Source organism: Nonomuraea sp. NPDC050227, from assembly GCF_044459705.1.
GTDB lineage: Bacteria > Actinomycetota > Actinomycetes > Streptosporangiales > Streptosporangiaceae > Nonomuraea.
This window is the reverse complement of sequence record NZ_JBITJF010000001.1, coordinates 1,292,336-1,314,404: the sequence shown is the minus strand read 5'-3', so window position 1 is coordinate 1,314,404 and position 22,069 is coordinate 1,292,336. Positions and strand designations below refer to the sequence as shown.

Annotated in this window: 12 protein-coding genes; 11 read left to right on the top strand and 1 reads right to left on the bottom strand. The window is 72.1% G+C overall.

Going from position 1 to position 22,069, the window contains the following annotated elements; all coding sequences use genetic code 11:
• Positions 1-50: 50 nt before the first annotated feature.
• Positions 51-1,862, bottom strand: coding sequence for a peptide ABC transporter substrate-binding protein (locus tag ACIBK9_RS06710; RefSeq protein WP_397155720.1), 1,812 nt, complete (start codon positions 1,860-1,862; stop codon positions 51-53).
• Between the two features lie 220 nt (positions 1,863-2,082).
• Between ACIBK9_RS06710 and ACIBK9_RS06705 the strand changes: the two genes are divergently transcribed.
• From ACIBK9_RS06705 to ACIBK9_RS06655, 11 genes are all read left to right on the top strand, one after another.
• Entirely contained in the window at positions 2,083-3,231 is a 1,149-nt protein-coding gene (locus tag ACIBK9_RS06705) for an ROK family protein (RefSeq protein ID WP_397155718.1), read from the top strand.
• Positions 3,232-3,249: 18 nt separating this feature from the next.
• Positions 3,250-4,716: a M81 family metallopeptidase gene (locus tag ACIBK9_RS06700; RefSeq protein WP_397155716.1), complete on the top strand. Its 1,467-nt coding sequence runs from the start codon at positions 3,250-3,252 to the stop codon at positions 4,714-4,716.
• A 130-nt stretch (positions 4,717-4,846) separates the two neighbouring features.
• Entirely contained in the window at positions 4,847-6,640 is a 1,794-nt protein-coding gene (locus tag ACIBK9_RS06695) for a trypsin-like peptidase domain-containing protein (RefSeq protein ID WP_397155714.1), read from the top strand.
• Positions 6,641-6,773: 133 nt separating this feature from the next.
• Positions 6,774-7,163 (top strand): VOC family protein, encoded by a 390-nt coding sequence (locus ACIBK9_RS06690; protein ID WP_352320544.1) that lies wholly within the window; start codon positions 6,774-6,776, stop codon positions 7,161-7,163.
• Positions 7,164-7,376: 213 nt separating this feature from the next.
• Positions 7,377-7,583: a cold-shock protein gene (locus ACIBK9_RS06685; RefSeq protein ID WP_055509312.1), complete on the top strand. Its 207-nt coding sequence runs from the start codon at positions 7,377-7,379 to the stop codon at positions 7,581-7,583.
• A 180-nt stretch (positions 7,584-7,763) separates the two neighbouring features.
• Positions 7,764-9,578 (top strand): asparagine synthase (glutamine-hydrolyzing), encoded by a 1,815-nt coding sequence (gene asnB, locus ACIBK9_RS06680; protein ID WP_397155712.1) that lies wholly within the window; start codon positions 7,764-7,766, stop codon positions 9,576-9,578.
• Between the two features lie 16 nt (positions 9,579-9,594).
• On the top strand, positions 9,595-10,488 hold the full coding sequence (locus tag ACIBK9_RS06675; RefSeq protein ID WP_397155710.1) for an SseB family protein: 894 nt from the start codon (positions 9,595-9,597) through the stop codon (positions 10,486-10,488).
• A complete protein-coding gene (locus ACIBK9_RS06670) occupies positions 10,485-10,889 on the top strand; it encodes a hypothetical protein (protein ID WP_397155708.1) in 405 nt (134 codons plus the stop codon). The genes ACIBK9_RS06675 and ACIBK9_RS06670 overlap by 4 nt, the downstream gene beginning before the upstream one ends.
• A gap of 94 nt (positions 10,890-10,983) precedes the next feature.
• Positions 10,984-11,379, top strand: coding sequence for a YbaB/EbfC family nucleoid-associated protein (locus ACIBK9_RS06665; protein WP_352360836.1), 396 nt, complete (start codon positions 10,984-10,986; stop codon positions 11,377-11,379).
• Positions 11,376-11,711 carry a hypothetical protein gene (locus tag ACIBK9_RS06660; protein WP_387681674.1) on the top strand — a complete coding sequence of 112 codons (336 nt, stop codon included), beginning with the start codon at positions 11,376-11,378 and terminating at the stop codon, positions 11,709-11,711. Before ACIBK9_RS06665 ends, ACIBK9_RS06660 begins: the two co-directional genes overlap by 4 nt.
• Before the next feature lie 57 nt (positions 11,712-11,768).
• Positions 11,769-22,034: a hypothetical protein gene (locus ACIBK9_RS06655; protein ID WP_397155705.1), complete on the top strand. Its 10,266-nt coding sequence runs from the start codon at positions 11,769-11,771 to the stop codon at positions 22,032-22,034.
• Positions 22,035-22,069 lie beyond the last annotated feature (35 nt).

Sequence of the window (22,069 nt, the reverse complement as noted above, 5' to 3'; positions counted from 1 at the left end):
TCCAGGGACCCCGGCGACCCCCGCACGGGCCGCCGGAGTCGGGGACGGTCTCAGCTCTTCCAGGACCAGTCCTGGAAGAACATGTTGTTCATCGGGTCCTGCGTGACGCCCTGGAGCCCGGAGCGGTACGCCGAGATCTGGTAGACGGGGTTCGGCATCCACAACACCGGCAGGTCCTGGGCCAGCCGGTCGTTGTACGCCTTGAGCGTCGCCTCGTCGTCGGCGAACTGGGTGGCCTCGATGAGCTTGTCGGCCTCGGGGTCGCTGTAGCTGCCCAGGTTGACCGGCGCGTCGGTGGCGAACAGCCGCTCGCCGCTGGGGAAGGCCGGGTAGTACCAGCTGCCCTGCGAGCCGAAGAACGACATGTCCCACGAGCAGTTGGAGTCCGACGGCTTGCACGCCGGGGTGACCGCGACCGAGTCCGGCACTTCCTTGATGGTGAGCTGGATGCCCAGCTTCGACATCTGCGACTTGATCTCGGCGAACATCTTGGTCGTCGCGGCGAAGCCGGTCTGGCTGGTGACGGTGAAGGCCAGCTTCGCGCCGGACTTGACGCCCTCGCCGCACTGGTCGGCGCCGCTGCCCGGCTTCTGGCAGGTCGTCTGCCCGTCGGGGGTCACCTGCCAGCCGTGGCTCTCCAGGAGCTGCTTGGCCTTGGCCGGGTCGAAGGGGTAGGCGCAGCCTTCGCTGGAGCCGTTCGTGCCGGGCTTGGCCGGGACGGGCCCACAGGTCGGGGCCGCCATGCCGGACCAGATGGCCTTGCTGATGGTCGGCTGGTCGATGAGCGACTGCAGGGCCTGGCGCAGGTAGAGCTGCTTGAACAGGGGGCCGGAGTCGGGGTTGTTGAAGTTGAGCTGGAGGTAGGTGATGGACCAGCCGTACCAGGGGGCGATCTGGTAGCCCTTCGACTCCAGGTACTTCTGCTGCGACAGGTTGGCCGGCGGCACGTAGCCGTAGTCGATCTGGCCGGCGCGCAGCACGTTGAACTCGGCGTCGTCGCTGGTGAAGGGGCGCAGCGTGACCGACTTGAGCTTCGGCTTGTCGCTGCCGGAGTAGTTCGCGCGGGCGGTGAGGACGACCTCGCCGTTCGGCACGTACTTCTCCAACTTCCACGGGCCGCTGTTGACCTGCCACAGCTCGTTGGTCGCGTACGTCTTGGGGTCCTTCGACGCGGCGGTGAGGAAGTCGAAGACCTTCTTGGCGCCCTCGGGGGTGGTGTCGAGGTCGCTCACCTTGCCGGTGGCCGAGTCCTTGTCCCAGACGTGCTGGGGCAGCGGCACGATGCGGTTGAGCTGGTTGCCGACGAACCACCCGGTGTTGTACGTCTTCGTGGTCGTCAGGGAGAAGGTCTTGTCGTCCTTCACCTTGAACTCGGCGATGTTGTCCGGGAAGCCGCCCTCGCGGTAGGACGCCCACTTGTCCTTGTTCGCGGTGACGAGATTCCACCAGAACTGGATGTCACGGGTGGTGACGGGCTTGCCGTCGGACCACGTGTTGTCCTTCAGCGTGATCGTCAGCGTCTTGCCGCCGTCGCTCACCTCGGGCGGTTCGGCCATCGAGCGCCCGGGGTCGATGTTGTACTTCGCCGAGCCGTCCAGCAGGTACTCGTACAGGTGACGGTACTGGGCGGAGCCGAAGATGACGTTCTCGCCCTGGGTGAAGCCGGGTGCCGAGATCGGCAGGATCCAGTTCGGGGTCCTGAGGGCGACGGTCACGCCGTCCTTGCTCTGGCCCCCGCTCTGGGCGGCCTTCTGCGCGCCGCCGGCGGACCCGCTGCACGCGGTCAGCGCCAGCCCGAGGGCCAGCACGCCCGCCAGGGCGCCGGTGCCGCGGAGCCCGCGCCGGTGGAATCTGCTCCCCATGGGATCTCCTCGGTTGACGTCGCACGGCGCCCTGCGCTTACCGGGGGGCCTGGTGCGTTCGATGCGGAGAATGTATAGATGGTCCCGCATGAAGTCAACGGAACTAATTCGCTTTGTTCGCTGACTTCTTTCGGTTTAGAGTCGAAGTCGCCGGTGCCTCATGATGGGGCTCTGTTGCGACGACGGGCCTGCCGGGGAACCGGCCTGAAAGAGGAGCGGCATGCCGGAGCCATCGAGTCCCGCCAACCTGCGTGAGCAGGCGCTCAGCCTCTTGGCCAGCGGTGCGGCGACGTCGCGCGCCGATCTGGTGGAGACCCTCCAGGTGGCTCCGTCCACGGTCTCCAGCGTGGTCCGGCGGCTGCTGGAGGAGGGCGCCATCCTGGAGGAGGGCGTCGGCCGCTCCACCGGCGGGCGACGGCCGCGGATCCTGCGGCTGCGCGACGTCCCGGGCGCCTTCGCGGTGTCCGAGCTGGGCGCCCAGCACGCGCGCGTGGGGCTGTGCGCGCCCGACGGCCGGCTGCTGGCCGTACGGGAGATCGCCACCGACATAGCGGAAGGGCCCGGCCAGGTCTTCGACGCCATCTGGCGGGCGTACGAGCAGCTCAGCACGGCCAATGCCCCCGGCCAGACGTTGCTCGGCATCGGCCTCGCGCTGCCCGGCCCGGTCGAGTACCCGCACGGCCGGCTGATCGGCCCGGCCCGGATGCCCGGCTGGAACGGCTTCGACGCCCAGGCCCACCTGAGGGAGCGCTTCGGCGTGCCCGCGGTCGTCGACAACGACGCCAAGGCCGCCGCCATCGGCGAGTACGTCAGCCGGGGCCGCGACCCCGGCGACATGATCTACGTCAAGGCCGGCACCGGCATCGGCGGCTGCCTGGTCAGCGGCGGCCAGATCTACCGCGGCGGCCGCGGCCTCAGCGGCGACGTCACCCACGTGCGGGTGGCCGACAGCGGCGAGCGCGAGTGCTCCTGCGGCAGCCGCGGCTGCCTGGAGACGGTGGCCAGCGGCGCCGCCCTGGTCCGCCAGCTCAAGGACCGCGGCCTGCGGGTCAGCACGCCGCGCGACGTCGTCGCCGCCACCGTCGACGCCGAGCCGTCCGTCGTGACCCTGGTGCGCCACGCCGGCGAACTGCTCGGGGTCGCCCTGTCCGGCCTGGTCAACTTCCTCAACCCCGACGCCGTCGTCATCGGCGGCGCGCTGTCCAGCCTCGACGTCTACGTGGCCGCCGCCCGGAGCATGCTCTACAAGCGCTGCCTGCCGTCCATGACCCAGTCACTGTCCATCGAGGCCAGCGCCGCCGGCCCGGACGCCGCCCTGATCGGCCTCGGGCACCTCGTGCGCGCCTCGGCCGACGTCCGTCCCTCCTAGGCAAGGAGTCCCCCGCCCGTGTCCCGTCCCCTCCGCGTCGCCGTCGGCGGCGTGCACATCGAGTCCAGCACCTTCTCCCCGCACCTGAGCACCGCCGCCGACTTCGAGGTCACCCGCGGTGACGCCCTGCTGGCGCGGTACGGCTGGCTCGCCGAGCCGTGGGCGGCCGACGTCGAGTGGATCCCGCTCGTGCACGCCCGCGCCCTGCCCGGCGGGGCCGTGGCCAGGGAGACCTACGACGCCTGGGCCGCCGAGATCGCCGCCGGGCTGGCCTCCGCGGGCCCGGTGGACGGCGTCCTGCTCGACATCCACGGCGCGATGAGCGTGGTCGGGCTGGAGGACGCCGAAGGCGACCTGATCACGGTGGTCCGCTCGGTGACCGGCGGTCAGCCGTTCGTCTCGGCGGCCATGGACCTGCACGGCAACGTCTCCCACCGGTTCTTCGCCGGCTGCGACCTGCTCACCTGCTACCGCACCGCGCCGCACGTCGACGTCTGGGAGACCCGCGAGCGCGCCGCGCGCAACCTGGTGACGGCCCTGCGCCGCGGGCAGCGTCCGCACAAGGCCCTCGTGCACGTGCCGATCCTGCTGCCCGGCGAGATGACCAGCACGCGCGTCGAGCCGGCCAAGGGCCTCTACGCCCGCGTCCCCGAGATCGAGGCCAGGGACGGCGTCATCGACGCGGCCATCTGGATCGGCTTCGCCTGGGCCGACGAGCCCCGCTGCCGCGGCGCTGTGGTCGCCACCGGCACCGACGCCGCCGCCACCGCCGCGGCCGCCCGCGAGCTGGGCGAGCAGTTCTGGGCGGCGCGCGACGCCTTCACCTTCGTCGCGCCCACCGGTTCCATGGACGAATGCCTCGACCAGGCGCTGACCGCGGTCAAGGACCCGGCCCGGCGCCCGTTCTTCATCAGCGACTCGGGCGACAACCCCGGCGCGGGCGGCGCCGACGACGTCACCTTCGCCCTCGAACGCATGCTGGCCCGTCCCGAGATCGCCGGCGGCTCGGTCCGCGCGGTGTACGCCTCGCTGGTCGATCCGGAGGCCGTGGCCCAGGTCGCCGGCCTCGCGCCGGGCTCGCCGGTCAGCCTGCGCGTCGGCGGCCGGATCGACGCCCGCGAGCCGGGGCCGCTGCCGATCGAGGGCGTGCTGGAGGCGGTCGCCGACGACCCCGACGGCGGGTTGTGCGTCAGCGTGCGGGTGGGCGGTCTGAGCGTGTTCGTCACCTCCCGGCGCATGCAGTACCGCGAGCTGGCCTCCTACGCCCGGCTGGGCGTCCAGGTGGACGACGTCGACCTGGTGACGGTCAAGATCGGCTATCTGGAGCCCGAGTTGTTCGACGCGGCCGGCGACTGGCTGCTCGCGCTCACGCCGGGCGGGGTCGACCAGGACCTGCAGCGCCTGCCGTACGAGCGCCTGGCCCGCCCGGTCTTCCCCCTCGACCGCGACTTCGACGCCGACCTCACCGTGATCACCGGCTCATAGACGCCCTGACGGCCCCCTCCGGCACCCGACCTGGCAGGGCTTGGAGGGGGCTCCCAGTCGGCTCCAAGCCAGGAACAAGAGGGCTAACTCATCATTTCCGCCTGTGAGCGGATATTTCAGGAAAAGACTGATGAGGGTCGCCGCGGGTGCGGCGGTCGTCGCGGCGGTCATGCTGCCCGCGCTGCCGGCGGCCGCCGACGGCACCCCCGACGAGCGGCCCGACATCCCGGTGGGCACCTGGCTGGCGGCGCGTACGCAGCCCGCGGTGCAGCTGACCAGCTTCACCTACACGGCGACGGTGTCCGTCCCGTCCAACACGATCAACGAGGCGGCCTACAACCAGATCGTCCAGGAGGCCGTCGCCGCCGTCCAGTCCGGCAAGATCTCCTCGGACGAGCGCAGCATCGGCAAGTGGGTCTTCCAGCAGATCGCCGCCAACGTGGACACCTACGTGTCCTCGACCACGCCGATGCGTACGGTCGAGGCCGAGGTCGGCGGCATGTGCACCGGCTGGTGGGTCACCCCTGACGGCTACATGGTCACCGGCGCGCACTGCGTCCAGGTCGGCGAGACCGAGCTCAGCCAGCTCTTCGCCCAGCAGGCGCTGGCCAAGTTCAACAAGCAGGACGCCAAGGAGATCATCAGCGGCCTGGGCGACCTCAAGAACGACGAGGAGATCCTCAAGCTCGCCCAGCAGATCTACGTCACGTTCAACTCGACCCACATGCAGCTCAGCAACCTCAAGCAGAGCCTGTCGGTCATGCAGAGCCTGCCCGGCGGCGGGGTGGACAAGACGGCCAAGGCGGTCCCGGCCGAGCTGGTGTCGGTCGGCGAGAGCTACCCGGGCAAGGACTTCGCGCTGCTCAAGGTGAACGGCCAGCAGAACCTGCCGACCGTGCCGCTCGGCGACGACGCCGACGTGCGCACCGGTGACACGCTCTACATCAGCGGCTTCCCCGGCCTGGTCACCAACACGCCGTTCTTCAGCCTGGAGTCGAAGCTGGAGCCGGCCCTGACCGAGGGCCCGTACAACGCCAAGCGCACCACGCAGACCGGCGTGCCGTACATCCAGACGCAGGCGCCGTCCTACCACGGCAACTCCGGCGGGCCGGTGTTCAGCAAGGACGGCAAGGTCGTCGGCATGCTGATCGCGGGCACGGTGAGCGAGGGCGGCGAGGCGTCGGAGAGCGAGAGCTTCGTCCTGCCGGTCGGCATCATCAAGGAGAAGCTCGGCGAGAAGAACGTCAAGCCCGCCCAGGCCGTCACGACGACCCGGTACAACGAGGCGCTCAACGACTTCTTCCGGCACTACTACTCCGACGCGCTGCCGAAGTTCCGCGAGGTCCAGGCGCTGTTCCCGAACCACCCGTACGTGGCCAAGTACATCAGCGACTCCCAGCAGGCGATCTCCGCGGGCAAGGACGAGACGCCCAAGCCGATCCTCATGTGGGTGCTGATCGCCGGCGGCGTGCTGCTGCTCCTGGTGCTGGTCGCGGTCGTGGTCAAGGTCCTGCGCGGACGCCGGCGGCCCCAGCCGGCCATCGTCTCGCCCCAGCCCGGGTACGGCGCGGTGCCGCCGCCCCCGTGGCAGCAGCTCCCTGCGGCCCAGGCCCAGCTCTCGCCGCCGGTGCAGCCGATGCATCAGGCCCAGAGCCCGTACGGCCACGGCGACGGCTACGGCCCCGGCGGGTACGGCGCGAACGGCCACGCCGCGAGCCCGTACGGCTCGGCCCCGGACGCCCACCTCCACCAGCCCCCTCACCAGCAGCCCTCCTACGAGCAGCCCGGCGGCGACCAGACCAGGTCCGTGCGCTACGGCCAGTTCAGCCCGCCCGCGGACCCCAGGTCCGGGCAGGTCGCGGACCTGGAACGGCAGATCGCCGACCTCCAGCGCCGGCTCGGCGACCAGCCCCCGAACGCCTGACGGGCCCGCGTGAGCCGAGTCCCGCCAGACACGTCAGGATGCGTGGCCCCGGAACCCCATGACGGGTTCCGGGGCCACGACGCGTGCCCGCCGGATCCGGGCCGCAGCGCCCGCCGCGGCCTACGATGACCTTGTGGACGTGCTGAGCAGCCGCGTGCTCCTGCGGCCGACCGACCCCGCCCGGACCCGCCGCTTCTACGCCGACACCCTCGGCCTGGCGGTCTATCGCGAGTTCGGCCCCGACGACGATCCCGGCGTGGTCTTCTTCCTCGGCCAGGGATTCCTTGAGGTCGCCGGGCGCTCCGACGGCCCCGCGACCGGCGGCACGCTGTCGATCTGGTTGCAGGTGCGCGACGTCGGGCGCGAGGAGGAGCGCCTGCGGCAGGCGGGCGTCACGGTGCTGCGCGAGCCGCGGCTGGAGCCGTGGGGCCTGGTCGAGATGTGGATCGCCGACCCCGACGGCCATCGCATCGTCCTGGTGGAGGTGCCGCCCGGCCATCCGCTGCGCCGCGACCCGCGGTGAACCGCCCCGCGTTTGCCTCCTGAGCAGATCGTGTGCTAGCTTTAATCCCGTTGCAGTTGTGGTACCCATAAAAGACTTTGTGCGCACCTGACCTAGCTGGACTTTCAGGTGCGTTTTTGTTTTCCGGTCATCTCCGGGATGGGCTCATCGCGGCGACACGGGGATCCGCACGGTGCGGATCCCGTCTCTGCACGTCATCTGAAGGAGATCGTTATGGCTACCGGTACCGTGAAGTGGTTCAACTCGGAAAAGGGCTTCGGCTTCATCGCGCAGGACGGCGGCGGCGCCGACGTCTTCGCCCACTACTCCAACATCGTCTCCAACGGTGGCTACCGTGAGCTGACCGAGGGCCAGAAGGTGGCCTTCGACGTCGTGCAGGGCCAGAAGGGCCCGCAGGCCGAGAACATCGTTCCCGCCTGACCTCGCGCAGCCCGCGTCTGGGCCCGCACCCTCTTCGGGGTGCGGGCCCAGACCGCTTTCAGGGGTATTTGGTCGGGTATGGACCGATCAGCTCCGCGCGGTTATGTTGCGAGAGCGTCAGGCACGTTGTCAGACGACGCCGGGGAGCACCACCAGGACTGCGTCTGAGAGGACCCTCGCATGTGCGGCATCGCCGGATGGGTGGACTTCGACCGCGACCTGACCCGCGAACGGGCCACGGCCCTCGCCATGACCGCGACCATGAGCTGCCGGGGCCCCGACGACCAGGGTCTGCACCTCGAACCGCACGCCGCGCTCGGCAACCGCAGGCTCGCCGTCATCGACGTCGAGGGCGGCCACATGCCGATCGAGGCCGAGGGCCTGGCCGTCATCACCTACAGCGGCGAGGTCTACAACTTCCGCGAGCTGCGCGAGGAGCTGGCCGCCAAGGGCCACCGCTTCCGCACCAGAAGCGACACCGAGGTCGTGCTGCGCGGCTACCTGGAATGGGGAGAGGGCGTCGCCGACCGGATCAACGGCATGTACGCCTTCGCCGTCTGGGACGAGCGCGCGCAGGAGCTCGTGCTGATCCGCGACCGCATGGGCATCAAGCCCCTGTTCTACTACCCCCTGCCCAACGGCGTGCTGTTCGGCTCCGAGCCCAAGGCGATCCTGGCCAACCCGCTGGCCCCGCCCGTGGTCGACCTCGACGGCCTGCGCCAGCTCCTCAGCATGGCCACCGTCCGGCAGCGGTCGGTCTACAAGGGCCTGTGCGAGCTGCCGCCCGGCCACCTGCTGCGCGTGGGCCGGCAGGGCGCGCGGCTGCGCCGCTACTGGTCGCTGGAGGGCCGCGAGCACACCGACGACCTCGACACGACCGTACGCACGGTGCGCGAGCTGCTCGACGACATCGTCGGCCGGCAGCTGATCTCCGACGTGCCGCTCTGCACGCTGCTCTCCGGCGGCCTCGACTCCAGCGTCGTCACCGCGCTGGCCAGGACGCACGGCCCGATCCGCTCCTTCGCCGTGGACTACGCCGGTTACGCCGAGCACTTCCGGGCCGACGAGTACCGCGGCGACCCCGACCGGCCGTTCGTGCGGATGCTGGCCGAGCACGTCGGCTCCGAGCACACCGACATCGTCCTCGGGCCGGCGGAGCTGGCCGACCCCGGGCTGCGGGCCTCGGTCGTCCGGGCCTGGGACGCGCCGAGCTTCCTGGGCGACATGAACTCCTCCCTCTACATGCTGTTCCGCGCCATCCGCGAGCATTCGACCGTGGCGCTGTCCGGCGAGTCCGCCGACGAGATCTTCGGCGGGTACGCCTGGTTCCACCTGCCGCAGACGGTCGAGGCCGACACCTTCCCGTGGCTGGCGATGGTGATGCGCGAGCAGCAGCCGACCGACATGCTCGACAAGTCGCTGATCCGGCAGCTCGACCTGGACGCCTACACCGCCGACGGCTACCGTACGGCGCTGGCCGAGGTGCCCCACGTGGCCGGGCAGGACGCCCGCGAGCGGCGCATGCGCGAGATCTGCTACCTGCACCTCACCCGCTTCCTGCCCTTCCTGCTCGACCGCAAGGACCGGATGAGCATGGCCGTCGGGCTGGAGGTGCGCGTGCCGTTCTGCGACCACCGGCTGGTCGACTACGTGTTCAACACGCCCTGGTCGATGAAGACGTTCGACGGCAGGGAGAAGAGCCTGCTGCGGGCGGCCGGGGCCGACCTGCTGCCCGAGCCCATCGTGCGCCGGGTCAAGGCCCCGTACCCGGTGACCCAGGACGTGGGCTACGAGCAGGCGCTCCGGGACGCGCTGCGCGAGCTGGCCGCCGACAAGGACGCCCCGGTGCTGCAGCTGCTCGACGCCGACGCCGTCCGCGAGGCCGCCTTCGCGCCGGCCGAGAAGGTGACGACCACGATGAGCAGGTACGGCCTGGAGCTGGCGCTGGATCTGAACGTCTGGCTGACCTCCTACGGCGTGCGCCTGGAGGTGTAGCGGGCACACTGGGCGGATGACGTCCACTGATCATCTGCCGGCCACGCCGTTCGAGGAACAGTTGTGGGCGGCCCACCAGGACGGGCAGACCGCCCTGTGCCTGGGCCTGCTCCGCGACGCCGACCTGGCGTTGCCGATCACCGCCGCCGCCGCGGCCGGGACCGAGCCGCCCGCCTGGGCGACGGCCACGGACTCCGGCCGTACGTGGGTGCTCGCCTTCACCTCGGTCGAGGCGATGGTGACCGCGACCGGCGGCCTGGCCACGCACTGCCGGATCGTCTCGCCCGCCGAGCTGGCGGCCGGCTGGCCGGACCCGCGATGGGGCCTGGCGGTCAACCCGGGCCTCGGGGCCTCGTTCCTGCTGGAGCCCGGGACGCTGGCCAGGCTGGCGGTGCCCACGCTCGTCCAGGACCTGCGGCTCGCGCCCGGGTCGGGGGTGCCGGTGGTGCAGAAGCTGCTGTCCCCGGCCGACATCGCCGACCTGCTGGCGACGGCCGAGCCGCGCGTCTCCGGCTACTGCCACCACGCCCTCGACGTCTCGCACATCGCCACGCCCACGGTGCTGGCCGACGCGCTGAAGCAGCCCGACATGCTGACCGGGAGCGGCTCGCTGAACATCCTGCGCTGGCATCCCGTCGGCCTCGACCTCTACCGCACGCCGTACGGCGGGCTCGACGAGCAGGGCCGGGACGCGGTGGCCGGCTGGGTGGTCGAGGAGCCGCCGTTCGTGGGCATGGGCCTGGTGCCCAACGTCGACCAGGTCATCCGCGAGTACAAGGTGTACGGCGTCGGCCTGCCGCACGGCGCGGAGATCTGGGAGCTCACCCACGAGGGCACCGAGCACCGGCGCGCGCTCTACCACGGCGACCTGCGGCGATGGCTGCTGATCGGCCGGAAGGCGGCGGCATGACCTGGCACTTCTACCGCGCCCACTGGCAGGGCGCCGACTACGTGGCCAGCCCCGAGCCACATCCCCTGGAGCTGTGGGTGCGCCTGCGCCTCCCCGAGCCGGCCGACGGCTTCGAGGAGGTCGAGCCCGGCTGCCACGTCCGCACGGTGCCGTTCGCCGAGTGCGCGTCCCTGCAGTTCGTCACCACGGAGTGCACCTGGCGGGGGGAGCGGTTCCAGGTGCACGACGAGCGGGACGGCCTGCTCCTGCTCGAATACCTGGGCGGCTCCGCGCCCGCCGCGCTCGCGCTGGGGCTGGAGCGGGTCGAGCGGGGGGTGTACCGGGCGTGGGCCCCGCGGACGGAGATCACCGAGCTCCGCGAGGAAATTGTGGCGATAAGTCCACAGGATGGGCCTTTTTGAAGATTGGCTCTTGTCTCCTGTTGTTCATGTGACAGAAACTGACCTGAAAGGTGCATGTGACGTAAGAAACACGCGGCATGGGGGCGGGGGTGTCATGGATTCTCCTGACGTGGCGGGGATGCGGGCATACGGCGACGAGCTGCGCGACATGTTCCGCCAGATCCAGGACGTGGGCATGGAGCTGCACCAGCAGGCCAAGGCCGTCCAGGTGACCGAGACCTCGAAGGACGGCCTGGTGTCGGTCACCGTCGGCTCGCGCGGCGAGCTGATCCGGCTCGACCTCGACCCGCGCATCTACCGTCGCCCCGACGCCCGTCAGCTCGCCGACACCATCGCCGAGACCACCCGGCTGGCCGCCGAGCGCGCCCAGGAGCGCGTCACCGAGATCTTCGAGCCGGTGATCCCGCGCGAGGACTTCCAGGCGCATCTGAGCGGCGATCTCGAAACCGTCATGGCCCGGCTCGCCGACCGCATGGGAGGCAGCCGATGAGGCCCTGGGACGGCACCCAGATCATCAAGCCCGTCGTGGACTCGGGCATCTCCCAGTGGACCACCGTGGCCGAGGACTGGGAGAAGGAGTCCGAGCGGCTGGTCGCCGCGGTCGTCGAGGCGCTGGCCGCCGCGCCCTGGGGCAACGGCGCCGAGGGCCAGGCGTTCATGAACTCCCATTTCCGCGACGACGGCCCCAACCGCATGCTCCACCAGTGCGTCGAGCTGTCCAAGCAGATGATGGACGCGTGCGGCAGGCTGCGCGCGAGCATCGACAACACCCTCGGCGTGGACGCCGCCATCGAGCAAGACCTCAAAGCGCGAGAGGTCTGACGCGTGACGCACAGCGCGACCGGCCCTCAGGGGCCGACTTCCCACACTTCGTCGAATGTGTCCACCGTCCAGCCCCCGGTCCGCATCGACCGGGACGTGGAGCCGGTCTGGGAGACCGAGGTGCTGCCCGACTGGGTGGTCAACTGGTTGATCCCGATGTTGTCGGCCGGCCAGAAGTGGCCGGAGGCGAGCGAGAGCGGGATGTCCAAGCTCGCCCACGCCTACCACGCGCTCGCCGCCGGGGCGATCGGCACCGCGCCGCGCGCCGGCTCGGCCGTGCGCACCGTGGCGACCGGCTGGTCCTCGCCGGCCAGCGCCGACTTCGTCTCCCGCGCCAAGTACCTGTACGGCCACGGCGCCGGCATGGCGGGCGCGGCCGGCCAGTCGCAGAACTTCCTGAGCCAGTCGGAGAACTTCGCGGTCGAGACCCAGTACTCCAAGCTGTCCGTCAACGTGGCGTTCTGGGTCACGGTCGTCGCCATCGCCATCGCGCTCTTCGTCGCCTTCTTCACCGCCGGCTCCGCGACGGCGATCATCGGGCCGTACGCGGCCGCGGGCCGCGCGGCGATCAGCCGGATCCTGGTCCGGCTCGCCATGATCGGCGCCAGGGAGGTGGGCGCCGGCAAGCTGGCCCGGGTGACCGTGCTCAGCGGCGCCACCGGACGCGGCCTCATCGCCCGGCTGCTCGGCTCGGCGATCGGCAAGGAGCTGATCGAGGAGATCGGCGAAGAGTTCTTCATCGACGCCGGCGCCCAGTACCAGCAGATCCAGATGGGCACCAGGAAGGAATGGGACTGGAAGAAGTCCCGGGCCGCGATCATCGGCGCCGGCGGCGGCGCGCTCGCCGGCACCGCGCTGTCCGGGCCCATCTCCAAAGTCACCCGGCACATGCCGGGCTTCCCCGGCCGTGCGATGACCACCGGCCTGACCAACACGATCGCCTCCCCGTTCGGCAGCTTCTTCGCCAACGGCCTGGTGTACAAGCAGTGGGACAACCCGTTCACGGCCGACGCCATCATGGGCGGCTTCATGGGCGGCGCGGGGCGTACCGGGTCGATCAGCCCGTTCAACCCCGAGGTGTACACGACGCTGGCCAACCCGGTCACCGCCCTGGCCTCGGCCTACGACACCGCCGCCCGTACCGACGCCGCCCGCGCGGGTGGCGGCGACCCCAACGCCGGAGGCGGGAACCCGCCGGGCGGGAACCCGCCGGGCGGCAGCCCGGCCTCCATGGGTGGCGGGCCCGTCGTCCCCGCCGGGGCGACGCCCGCCGGCGGGCCCTCCTCCAGCCAGAACGACGACGTCAGGCGCGGCACGTCCGCAGCCCCCGACTCCGACGCCGGCCCGCGCCGCGGCTCCACCTCGCGGGACGACCGGCAGAACACCGACCGCGAGCCCCGGGCCGAGACCACCGAGAACTCCACCGACGACACCACCGACGACTCCGCGGCGGACTCCGACACGACGCCGCAGACCCCGGACCCGAAGGCGAAGACCAGCTCCGCACCGGCTCCGCAGACCACCGCCGCCCCCCAGACCCAGGACGACTCCCAGGTTCAGGACGACTCGCAGGACGCCCAGCAGGAGGACCAGCAGCAACCGGCCCCCCAGCAGGACGCCCAGCCCGCCCCGGCGGCCCAGCCAGACGCTCAGCCGGACACCCAGCCGAACGCACAGCAGGACAACCAGCAGGACAACCAGCAGAACGCACAACAGGACAACCAGCAGGACAACCAACAGAGCCCGCAGCAGGACAACCAGCAGGGGCCGATCGCGCAGCAGGGCGACCAGCAGGAAGCGGCCGCCCCGCAGAACGACGACGCCCCCGCCACCACGTCGGCCGCCGCCCCCGACGACGCGCCGCCGCCCACGCCCGTCCTGGCGACCGTCCGGGCCCGTAACGCGCTGATGAACTCGCTCACCGTGGACTTCCCCGGCGCGGTCGTCGGCCCGAACGGCGACCTCCTCATCCCCTCCCCCGACGGCAGCGTACGGGTGATCCGCGCCGCCACCATGAGACGCGTGCGCGCCGCCCTGGACACCCGCGCCGACGAGGTCACCGACGCCGACGAGCTGCAGGCCGAGGCCACCGCGCTGGTGCTGCTGGCCCAGGAGACGGGCGAGACCCGGCAGCCCGCCACGAGCAGGCCGGGCACGGTCACGTCGAGGCCGGTCCCGGGCACCCGGCACGTCCCCGACGCCCGGCCGGGCACCTCGTTGCAGCCCGACGAGGTCCAGGAGGGCGCCGACGCCCTGCGGACGTCCCACTTCCTCAACCAGGACGTGCAGGACATCACCTGGTCTGCCGACGGCACGCTCGTCGTCCGGACCAGGAACAACGGCACCCACCACTTCCGCCCGGTCGTCGGCGAGATGACCGAGGGGCTCATGGGCGAGACCGAGCTCTCGACCGGCGAGGACGCCCAGCACGCCCACGTCGTGCACTTCGCCCCCGGCATGAACCCGAGCCAGGTCTCCCGGGTCTGGCTGCACGAGATCACCGACACCCTGCAGAAGCTTCAGGAGGACGCCGCCCCCAAGCGGCGGGGCTTCCTGCGCCGCAAACCGGCGACCAGCGAGCCCACGCAGGACATGTGCGCCCAGGCCCAGCTCAACGAGCTGGCGTTCCTGGCCGAGCAGTGGCACGCCGCGCAGACGCCGCAGGAGCAGCGGCTGCTCGCCCTGGACATCGACGGCGTGTCCCGCCAGCTCACCGAGCGCGGCCACACCCCGCCGCTGCCGCCGTGGGCCCCCAAGCCGGGGTCCCGGCCCACCCACGCGCCGCCGGTGCCGCAGGGCCGCCCCGCGCGCGAGGAGCTGCCGGCCGTCATCGACGCGCTGCAGCGGGCCGAGCAGGCGCTCCAGGAGCAGATCGCGGCGAAGCGGAAGAGCGCCGAGGAGGCCAAGGAGGCGATCCGCAAGGCGCGGCAGGAGGCACGGAAGGCCGACAGGCAGCACGACCAGGGCCACGCGGAGCGAGCGCGCAAGGCGCGGCAGGAGAGCCGTACCCATCGCGCCACCCGGGAACGGCACACCAGGATCGCCGACGCGTACGAGGTCGCGCTGCGCGAGGCGACCCGTACCCGGCAGACGTACCAGCAGCTGCTCACGGCGTTGAACGAGATCGAGAACCCGAGCGCGCCCGCCGGGCCGGTCGGCATGCGGCCCGTCGCCGCGCGGCTGGCCGACCAGGTCCTGCATCAGCACGCCGCGTACCTGGACGCGCTGGCCGCCGCGTTGCCCCAGGAGATCAACCTGGCCGCGGCCCAGCCGACGGGCCGGCTGGCCCACGTGTCCGCCCTCACCACCGCCGTCAACGACCTGCTGGCCGACAACGGCATCGGCCACAGGTTCACGACGCACGAGCTGGAGGGGGCGATCCGGGCGGACTTCCACAAGGCCGTCTCCGCCGACGGCCTCGTCGTGCAGGTGGGGCAGCACGGCAAGGCGGCCGAGGTGCGCATCAAGCTGACGCTCGCCGACCTGGTCGAGGTGCTCGATCCGGCCATCAAGGGGTCGGAGATGATGGTGGGCCTGTTCCACCAGGCCGGCCGTACGGCCTCGGTCAGCCAGGCGGGCAGCGGCGGGCTGTCGATGGGCTTCAACACCGGCGTCCTGGCCCAGTTCCTGCCCGAGGACCACGTGGCCAGGATGATGACGGAACTGCTGGGCGTCGGCCTCGGCGCCTCGATCGGGCGCAACTGGTCGAACGGCGGCGGAGCCGGCATGTTCGCCCAGACGGGCTCGGTCACCGACAACCGGAGCGAGTCGCTGCTGTTCGACGCCGCCGCCACCTGGACGGCCGAGATCCGCACCGGCCAGGACGGGAACTGGCGGGGCGCCGTCACGGTCGACTCCGGCGCTCCCGGCGACTCGTCGAGCCAGCGGCTGTGGTTCTCGCACTCCGCCACCGACCAGCCGCCGCGCAAGCTGGAGTGGATCGACAGGGCCAAGCGCCGCACGGAGATGCCCAACGTCGTCGTCCAGAGCATGAGCGACCTGGAAGGCGCCGTCGACATGCTCGCGGACGTGCTCGGCGGCGACTACGCCGAGGTCGGCACCCCGGCCCGCGACGCGCTGCGCGGGTTCGTCACCCATAACCTGCCCCACAACCTGCGGACCGCGGTCAACGAGGGGCTGGAGCGCGTCTTCACCAAGAACGGCGAGCCGCAGGTCCGGGTACGCGCCGAGAGCCGGGTCGTGGTGGAGCTCTCCCAGCCGGTCGGCGGCTCGACCTCCGAGGAGTGGGAGGAGGAGGTGCTGGTCGACTTCGTCGCGACACCTTCGAGCGCGTCCTCGGGCGCCTCGCTCGAAGGCAACGCCTCGGCCGGGTTCAACGCCCCCGGGCTGGCGGCCGTGGATCTCGGCGGGTACCAGCCCGCGATCGGCCCCAAGGCCAACGGGGCGAGAGGGGCGTCGCGGTCGTACTCGGCCACGGCCAACAAGCAGGCGATCCACCCCAGCGTGCGCCGCATGACCCACCCCAAGCAGAGCTACCGGCTCGTGGTGGTCACCACGTTCACCGTGGAGCGGTTCGGTGAGCCGCCCGTCACGTTGACGCCGGTGCGCAGCACGGCGCTGGCCGACATGCGCGAGAAGGCCGCCTTCCGTTTCGGCCTGCCCGTGGACAGCGCCGCGCTGGTCCGCAAGAACGGGCAGCCGGTCACCGACGCCAACGGCGAGCCGGTCCTGCGCGGCGATCCCAACCCCGCCCCGCCGCCCGGCCGCAAGCCGGAGCTGCCCGTATGGCTGGGCGAGGGGCCGGGGAAGATGCGCGGCGCGGGCCCGGCGCTGGTGGAGGAGATCGAGGGGCTGGCGGAGTTCCGGGAGAAGGTCCTGGAGGAGCTGGCCGAGCGGGGGGTCATCCCCAAGGTCGTGAACGGCGTGCCGGAGTACGCCGGCAACGATCTCGCCCGCGCCAGCCAGATCCTCAACCGGCAGGAGCTTCTGGAGCAACTGTCGGAGCAGCGGATCCGCGCCGCCTACGACTCCCTGGCTCAGGACGGCATCGTCCTCGACCTGACGCTGCACGGTCTCAACGCCGCCCCCGAGCACTACATGCTGCACCTGTCGCTGCAGCAGGACTTCGACGACGTGACCTACGTCGGTCACACCGACACCCAGACGGTGGTCAACCTCGACATCGGCTCCGACACCTCGGCCCGCGGCATCAACAGGTCCAGGACGTACAGCGGCGGCGCGTCGGTCAGCGAGAGCGACGGCCCGAACGAGGGGCAGGACGGCCTCACGCACGAGGTCGGCGTCAACGGCGGCGGCAACCGCACCCGTACGGCGGGCTCCAGCGCCGGCGGCACGACCAACATCGTGACCCTGGAGGAGAGCAACGGCCCGGTCGCGATCCTGAAGCTGGGCCACCATATGACCGCCAACCTGCTGCACAACGGCACGACGACGACGATCGCGACCACCGAGGGGTCGGCCCAGCTCGTCTTCGCCGCCGACCTGCTCCCGTCGACGAAGGAGACGCCGCCCGCGCCGATCGGGCGGATGTCCCCGAAGCTCAGGTCCATCGCACAGTTGCTGCACGTGGACGTCGGCCGTCCCCTGGACGCCGCCCGCCAGGTGCTGCCACGCGGCACGACCGCCGACTCCGTGGCCCTCCAGCACCTCATGACGTTCCTGAACGTGCGCAACCTGGTCGGCCATCCGAAGCTGCTGAACCGGCCGTTCACCACGGACGGCGCGATCCGGCCGAACGGCGGCCCCACGCGCTCGTCGCTGTCGGTGTCCGGCGAGATCGGCGAGACCGAGGTGGTGGGCGTCGTCGACCACGTCACCGGCAAGATCAAGTTCGGGCTCGGCAGCGCGGGGATCTCGTGGGGCGGCTCGTCCGGTCTGTCCGCGGGGATGTCGACGAGCGCCTCCGACCTCGACGACGGCGGCACGACCAGCGACGGCGGCTCGCTCTCGCTGCCCTCCCGGTCCGGCGGCACGTCCGAGTCCACCGCGCTCACGGACATCTGGGGCAGCGAGGAACTGCTGATCAACTTCGGCCGCCACTACATGCTGCGCAGCACCGTCGATCTCACCCTCACCGGCTCCGAGAGCGCCGAGCACGGGGTGCCGACCGGCGAGCGCATCACCGTCAGCGAGTCCAGGACGGAGACCGTCTCCGGCACCGCGCTGTTCGCGGTCGCCGAGGACGACGCGCTGCTGATGTACGGGGAAGGCGACCTCGACCTGCCGCTCCACCTGGTCGGCGACGCGGTCGAACGGTTCCTCAACGGCAGCCTGACCCTCGACCGGAGCATCGCGGTCCCGCTGGTGCAGCGCTACGTCAAGGACATGGCGCAGTCGGGGGTCACCAACGAGTACACCGAGCGCCACACCCCGCAGGCCCTGCTGACCAAGCTCAAGGAGGTCTCCGATCTCGGCACCCCCGCCCCGGGAAGCCCGCAGGAGAAGCTCGACCAGGCCCTGGACAACGCCGCCGAGCAGCTCGAACGCTCCAGGGACGTGGTGCTCGCAGCGCCGTACGACCGGTCGGTGGGCGCGAGCGCGACCGAGTCGCTGACCCTGACGGACGAGAACGGCGACCCGGTCGACGTGATCGACGCGGTCCGGCGCGCCGTGCAGGACGCCGTGCCTGGGGCGCTGGACGAGAGCACCACCCTCGGCGAAGAGCTGAACGTCGACTTCTCCGAGGACGCCGCGGTGATCCACGTCGCCGACATGTGGTCGTCGCGGGGCTTCGAACGCAGCTACCACGTCCAGCAGGGCGCGCAGGTGACGCAGGCCGAGGAGGTGACGGTCAGGGTACGCCTCGAACCCGTCGGCGACCCGCGCACGGCCAGGATGCTCAGTCAGACGTCGCAGGCCGGTCTGATCGTCCAGCACTACCGGTACACCGACAAGACGCATTCGGAGTCGTACAACGGGTCCTATTCGGCCGGCCTCGACTCGTCCACCGGCGATCCGAACGGCGGCCAGGGCGGCGGCCTGTCCACCGACCGCGGACGCGGGTACTCGGGCTCCACCAACCACCAGAACACGCGGCTGCAGCGGATCGGCCTGTTCAACGGGCTGACCCAGGTGGAGCAGCAGATGCGGGTCGTCATCGAGGTGGAGCGCCGTCCCGTGCGGGGAGGCAGGATCCCGGCCGGCGCCAAGAAGACCGCCGACAGGCTCCAGCGCAAGCCGCGCGCCACGCCGCCGGTCGTCTACGACGCCACGCTGGTGCGGCGCATCCCGACCGGCATGACCAGGCCCGTCGCCGAGGATCCGGGGCCGGTCGTCATGAACACCGACCCCCGGCAGGCCGAGCTGCATCCCGGCTTCTTCCCGGCGGCGCTGTGGGAGAACCCGGCCAAGCCCAGCCTGTACGAGGTCGTCACCGCCCAGCTCACCAAGATGCTGGGCGCGGCGGCGGTGCAGGAACGCCGCCCCGAGCTGATCAGGCGGCTGGCGCCGTCGGCGCTGCTGACCGCGTTCGAACGGATGACGGACCCCGCCGGCGAGCCGATCGTCCCGGTGTCCAGGCAGAAGTTCAAGGACCAGGGCGTGACGGTCACCGCCCACGCCCGCCTGTCCGACCTGACCATCGTGGCCGGCCCGTACGACGGGGAGAAGGGCCAGGTCGACCGCCAGGCCGACGCCCAGAACGTGACCGTCTCCCGCGGGCGGACGACCCCGCTGGGCTGGGGCGTCAACGGGTCGGACAAGTCGACCGGCGTCAACGGCGGCGTCAAGGGCGGCGAGCAGACGTCCGAGAGCGTCAGCGACCACCACGGGGCGCGCCGCGAGCGCAGCATGTTCGAGAAGGGCAAGCTCTACACCGTACGTCTGCGGGTGGACTACGACCTCGACTTCCAGTACATGGCGCGGCTGCGCGACGGCAACGAGCACCCGGTCGGCGACCCCGTCCACCTGCCGTCCGCCTCGACCGGCGAGGTGGACGTGATCATGTTCGGGGAGGAGATCGAGGAGCTGCGCGAGCGCATGGCGGCGGGCGTACGGCTCGGGCCGCCGCGTCCCGGCGGCCCGCCGCCCGCGACGTTCACCTTCGTGCCCGCCTCCGAGAACCAGAACCCGATCCAGACCCTCCAGGAGGCCCGCGTGGCCGCCCGCGACCGCGGCGAGGTCGCCCGGGTGGCGGTCCGGGAGGCCGACGGCCTCCACCGCTACCGCGTCATGCCCGACGGCTCGCTGTACAGCGAGACCCTGGACGGCGGCTTCGCCGAGTCGATCGCCGGCCTCGCGCCCGACCTGCTGGATGCGGCCCGCGGCGTCGGCCTCGACCTGCGCGACGTCTTCATGAACCCGACCACGGCCGGCACCTTCACCGAGCAGGTCCAGACCGCGCTCGCCGCCCTCGACGCCCTTCCCGCGCCCGCCCCGCCGCCCGCCTGGCCCGCTCCCGCCACCGCCGAGCACACGAACCCGGTGGGCGGCAGCGTGGCGCAGGGCGTGACGCCGGCCGCCGGGATGCCGTCCCCCGCGATCGAGAACACGCCGTTCAGCAGGTCGTCGCGCCCCGAAGGGGTGCCCGACCTGAGCCTGGACGAGCTGCGCGGCCAGCCCCTGTCGGCCGTCGACCTCGGCGGCGCCGCCGCCCACGTGGGCTGGACCGGGGACGACGTCCTGACCGTCCAGCTGCCGGGCGTGCCCGACCAGCACGTCCGCGTGGAGGTCGGCGAGCCGGGCGAGGGCCTGAACGCGCTCACCGTGCCGCGCGCGGGCACGGCCGAGGATCCGCACCTGCTGCGGATCTGGGGACGCGTGCATCCCGACCTGGTGTCGTCGGTCCTGGTCCACGACCTCTCGCACGTCGTCCAGGCGGCGACCGCGGCGGCGGCCGGCATGCCGCAGGGCGTGCTCAGGACGTCGCCGCAGGGCGAGCAGGCCGAGGGCACCGACCTGTGCCTGCTCCCCCGCATGGACGAGCACGCCCACCTGTCCGACAAGTGGCACGCCACCACCGACCCGGCCCGGCGCGAGCGCCTGGCGGCGGCGATCGACGCCGTCGCCGAGGACATCCGCCGGCGCGGCCACACCCCGCCGGCCCCGCCGTGGGGCACCGGGCCCCGCGCGCCGGCCGCCCCCGAGCCGCAGAGCCGGATCGCCCGCCTGCTCAACGGCGGCTCGGCCACCGGCCTGGACACCTCGCCGCCGGGCCTGGGCAAACTGGCCGAGATCGCCGGCGTGCCGGCCATCACCCCGGGAGCCGCTCCCGTCAACGGCGCCGCCCCGCACGTGGGGCCGGCGGACACGTTCACGGTGACCACCCCCGGCGGCGAGTTCACGCTGACGCTGGCCGAGGCCGCACCCGGCGCGGCCGAGGTGACCGTCGAGTCGAGCGCTCCCGGCCACCTGACGCTGCGGGTGCCCGCCGACGCCGGCTCCAAGGCCACGACGGCCGTCGCCGAGCACGTCGCGGCCCACGCCGCGACGCTCGCGGGCGACCCCGCCACCGGCCGTCCGGCGCAGAACCGTCCCGCCGAGGGCGGGCGGCCCGGTCCGGCCGAGGCGGCGGCGCTGGCCCGGCTGCGCGGGCTGGCGCGGGCGGTCGCCGAGGCGGGCCCGATCCGCTCGCGCGCCGAACGGGCGGCGCTCCAGGAGGAGGCCCGGCGGCTGGGGCTGACCGGCGACCAGCGGGGCGCGCCGTCCAGGCTGGCGGAGCTGTCCCGCTCGGGCGACCTCACGCCCGCTGACGTCACGGCGATCCGCGGCCACGCGACGCTCCCCGAGACGGCCGCCGCCGGAGCCGTCGTACGGGCCGCCGCCGGCATGGGCGGGCGCGTCGTGATCCACGGCCCCGGCCTGCTCGACATCGTGCTGCCCGGCCGGGCGCCCATCACCGTCGACGTCCGGCGGCCCGGGTCCGGCGAGCCCGACCCCGGCGTGCTGACCTACGACGTGGACCCGGCCCGCACGATCGGCGCGAACGAGCGGGCCGCCGCCGGAACGGCCGCCGCCGCCGTCGCCCGCGCGCTGGGCCTGCCGCCCGCCGACAGCCAGGAGCTGGCCGAGCTGCACGAGGCCGTGCGCCAGGTGCGTGCGGCCAACATCAGGCAGCGCCTGGGCCGCCTCGGCGTGCTGTTCGACCTGGTCACCGGGGCCCGCCCGGAGATCCTGCGGCTGCTTCCGCCGCAGGTGGCCAACGAGCTGGCCACCCTGGCGGACGGCCGCCGCCCTCGCGACTGGTCCGCGATCCTGGACCAGGTCCGCGCGCTGGCGAACACGACCGGCTGGAACCCGCCCGAGGGCGAGTGCGTGTGCCCGGACGACGGCCCGTGCGTGTGCGGCCTCCGGCTGAACGACACCCCGCTGGTGACGCCGGACCCCGAGGCGGTGGCGGTGTGACAGGCGGGACGTCGGGCATGATGGGAACCCCGAGG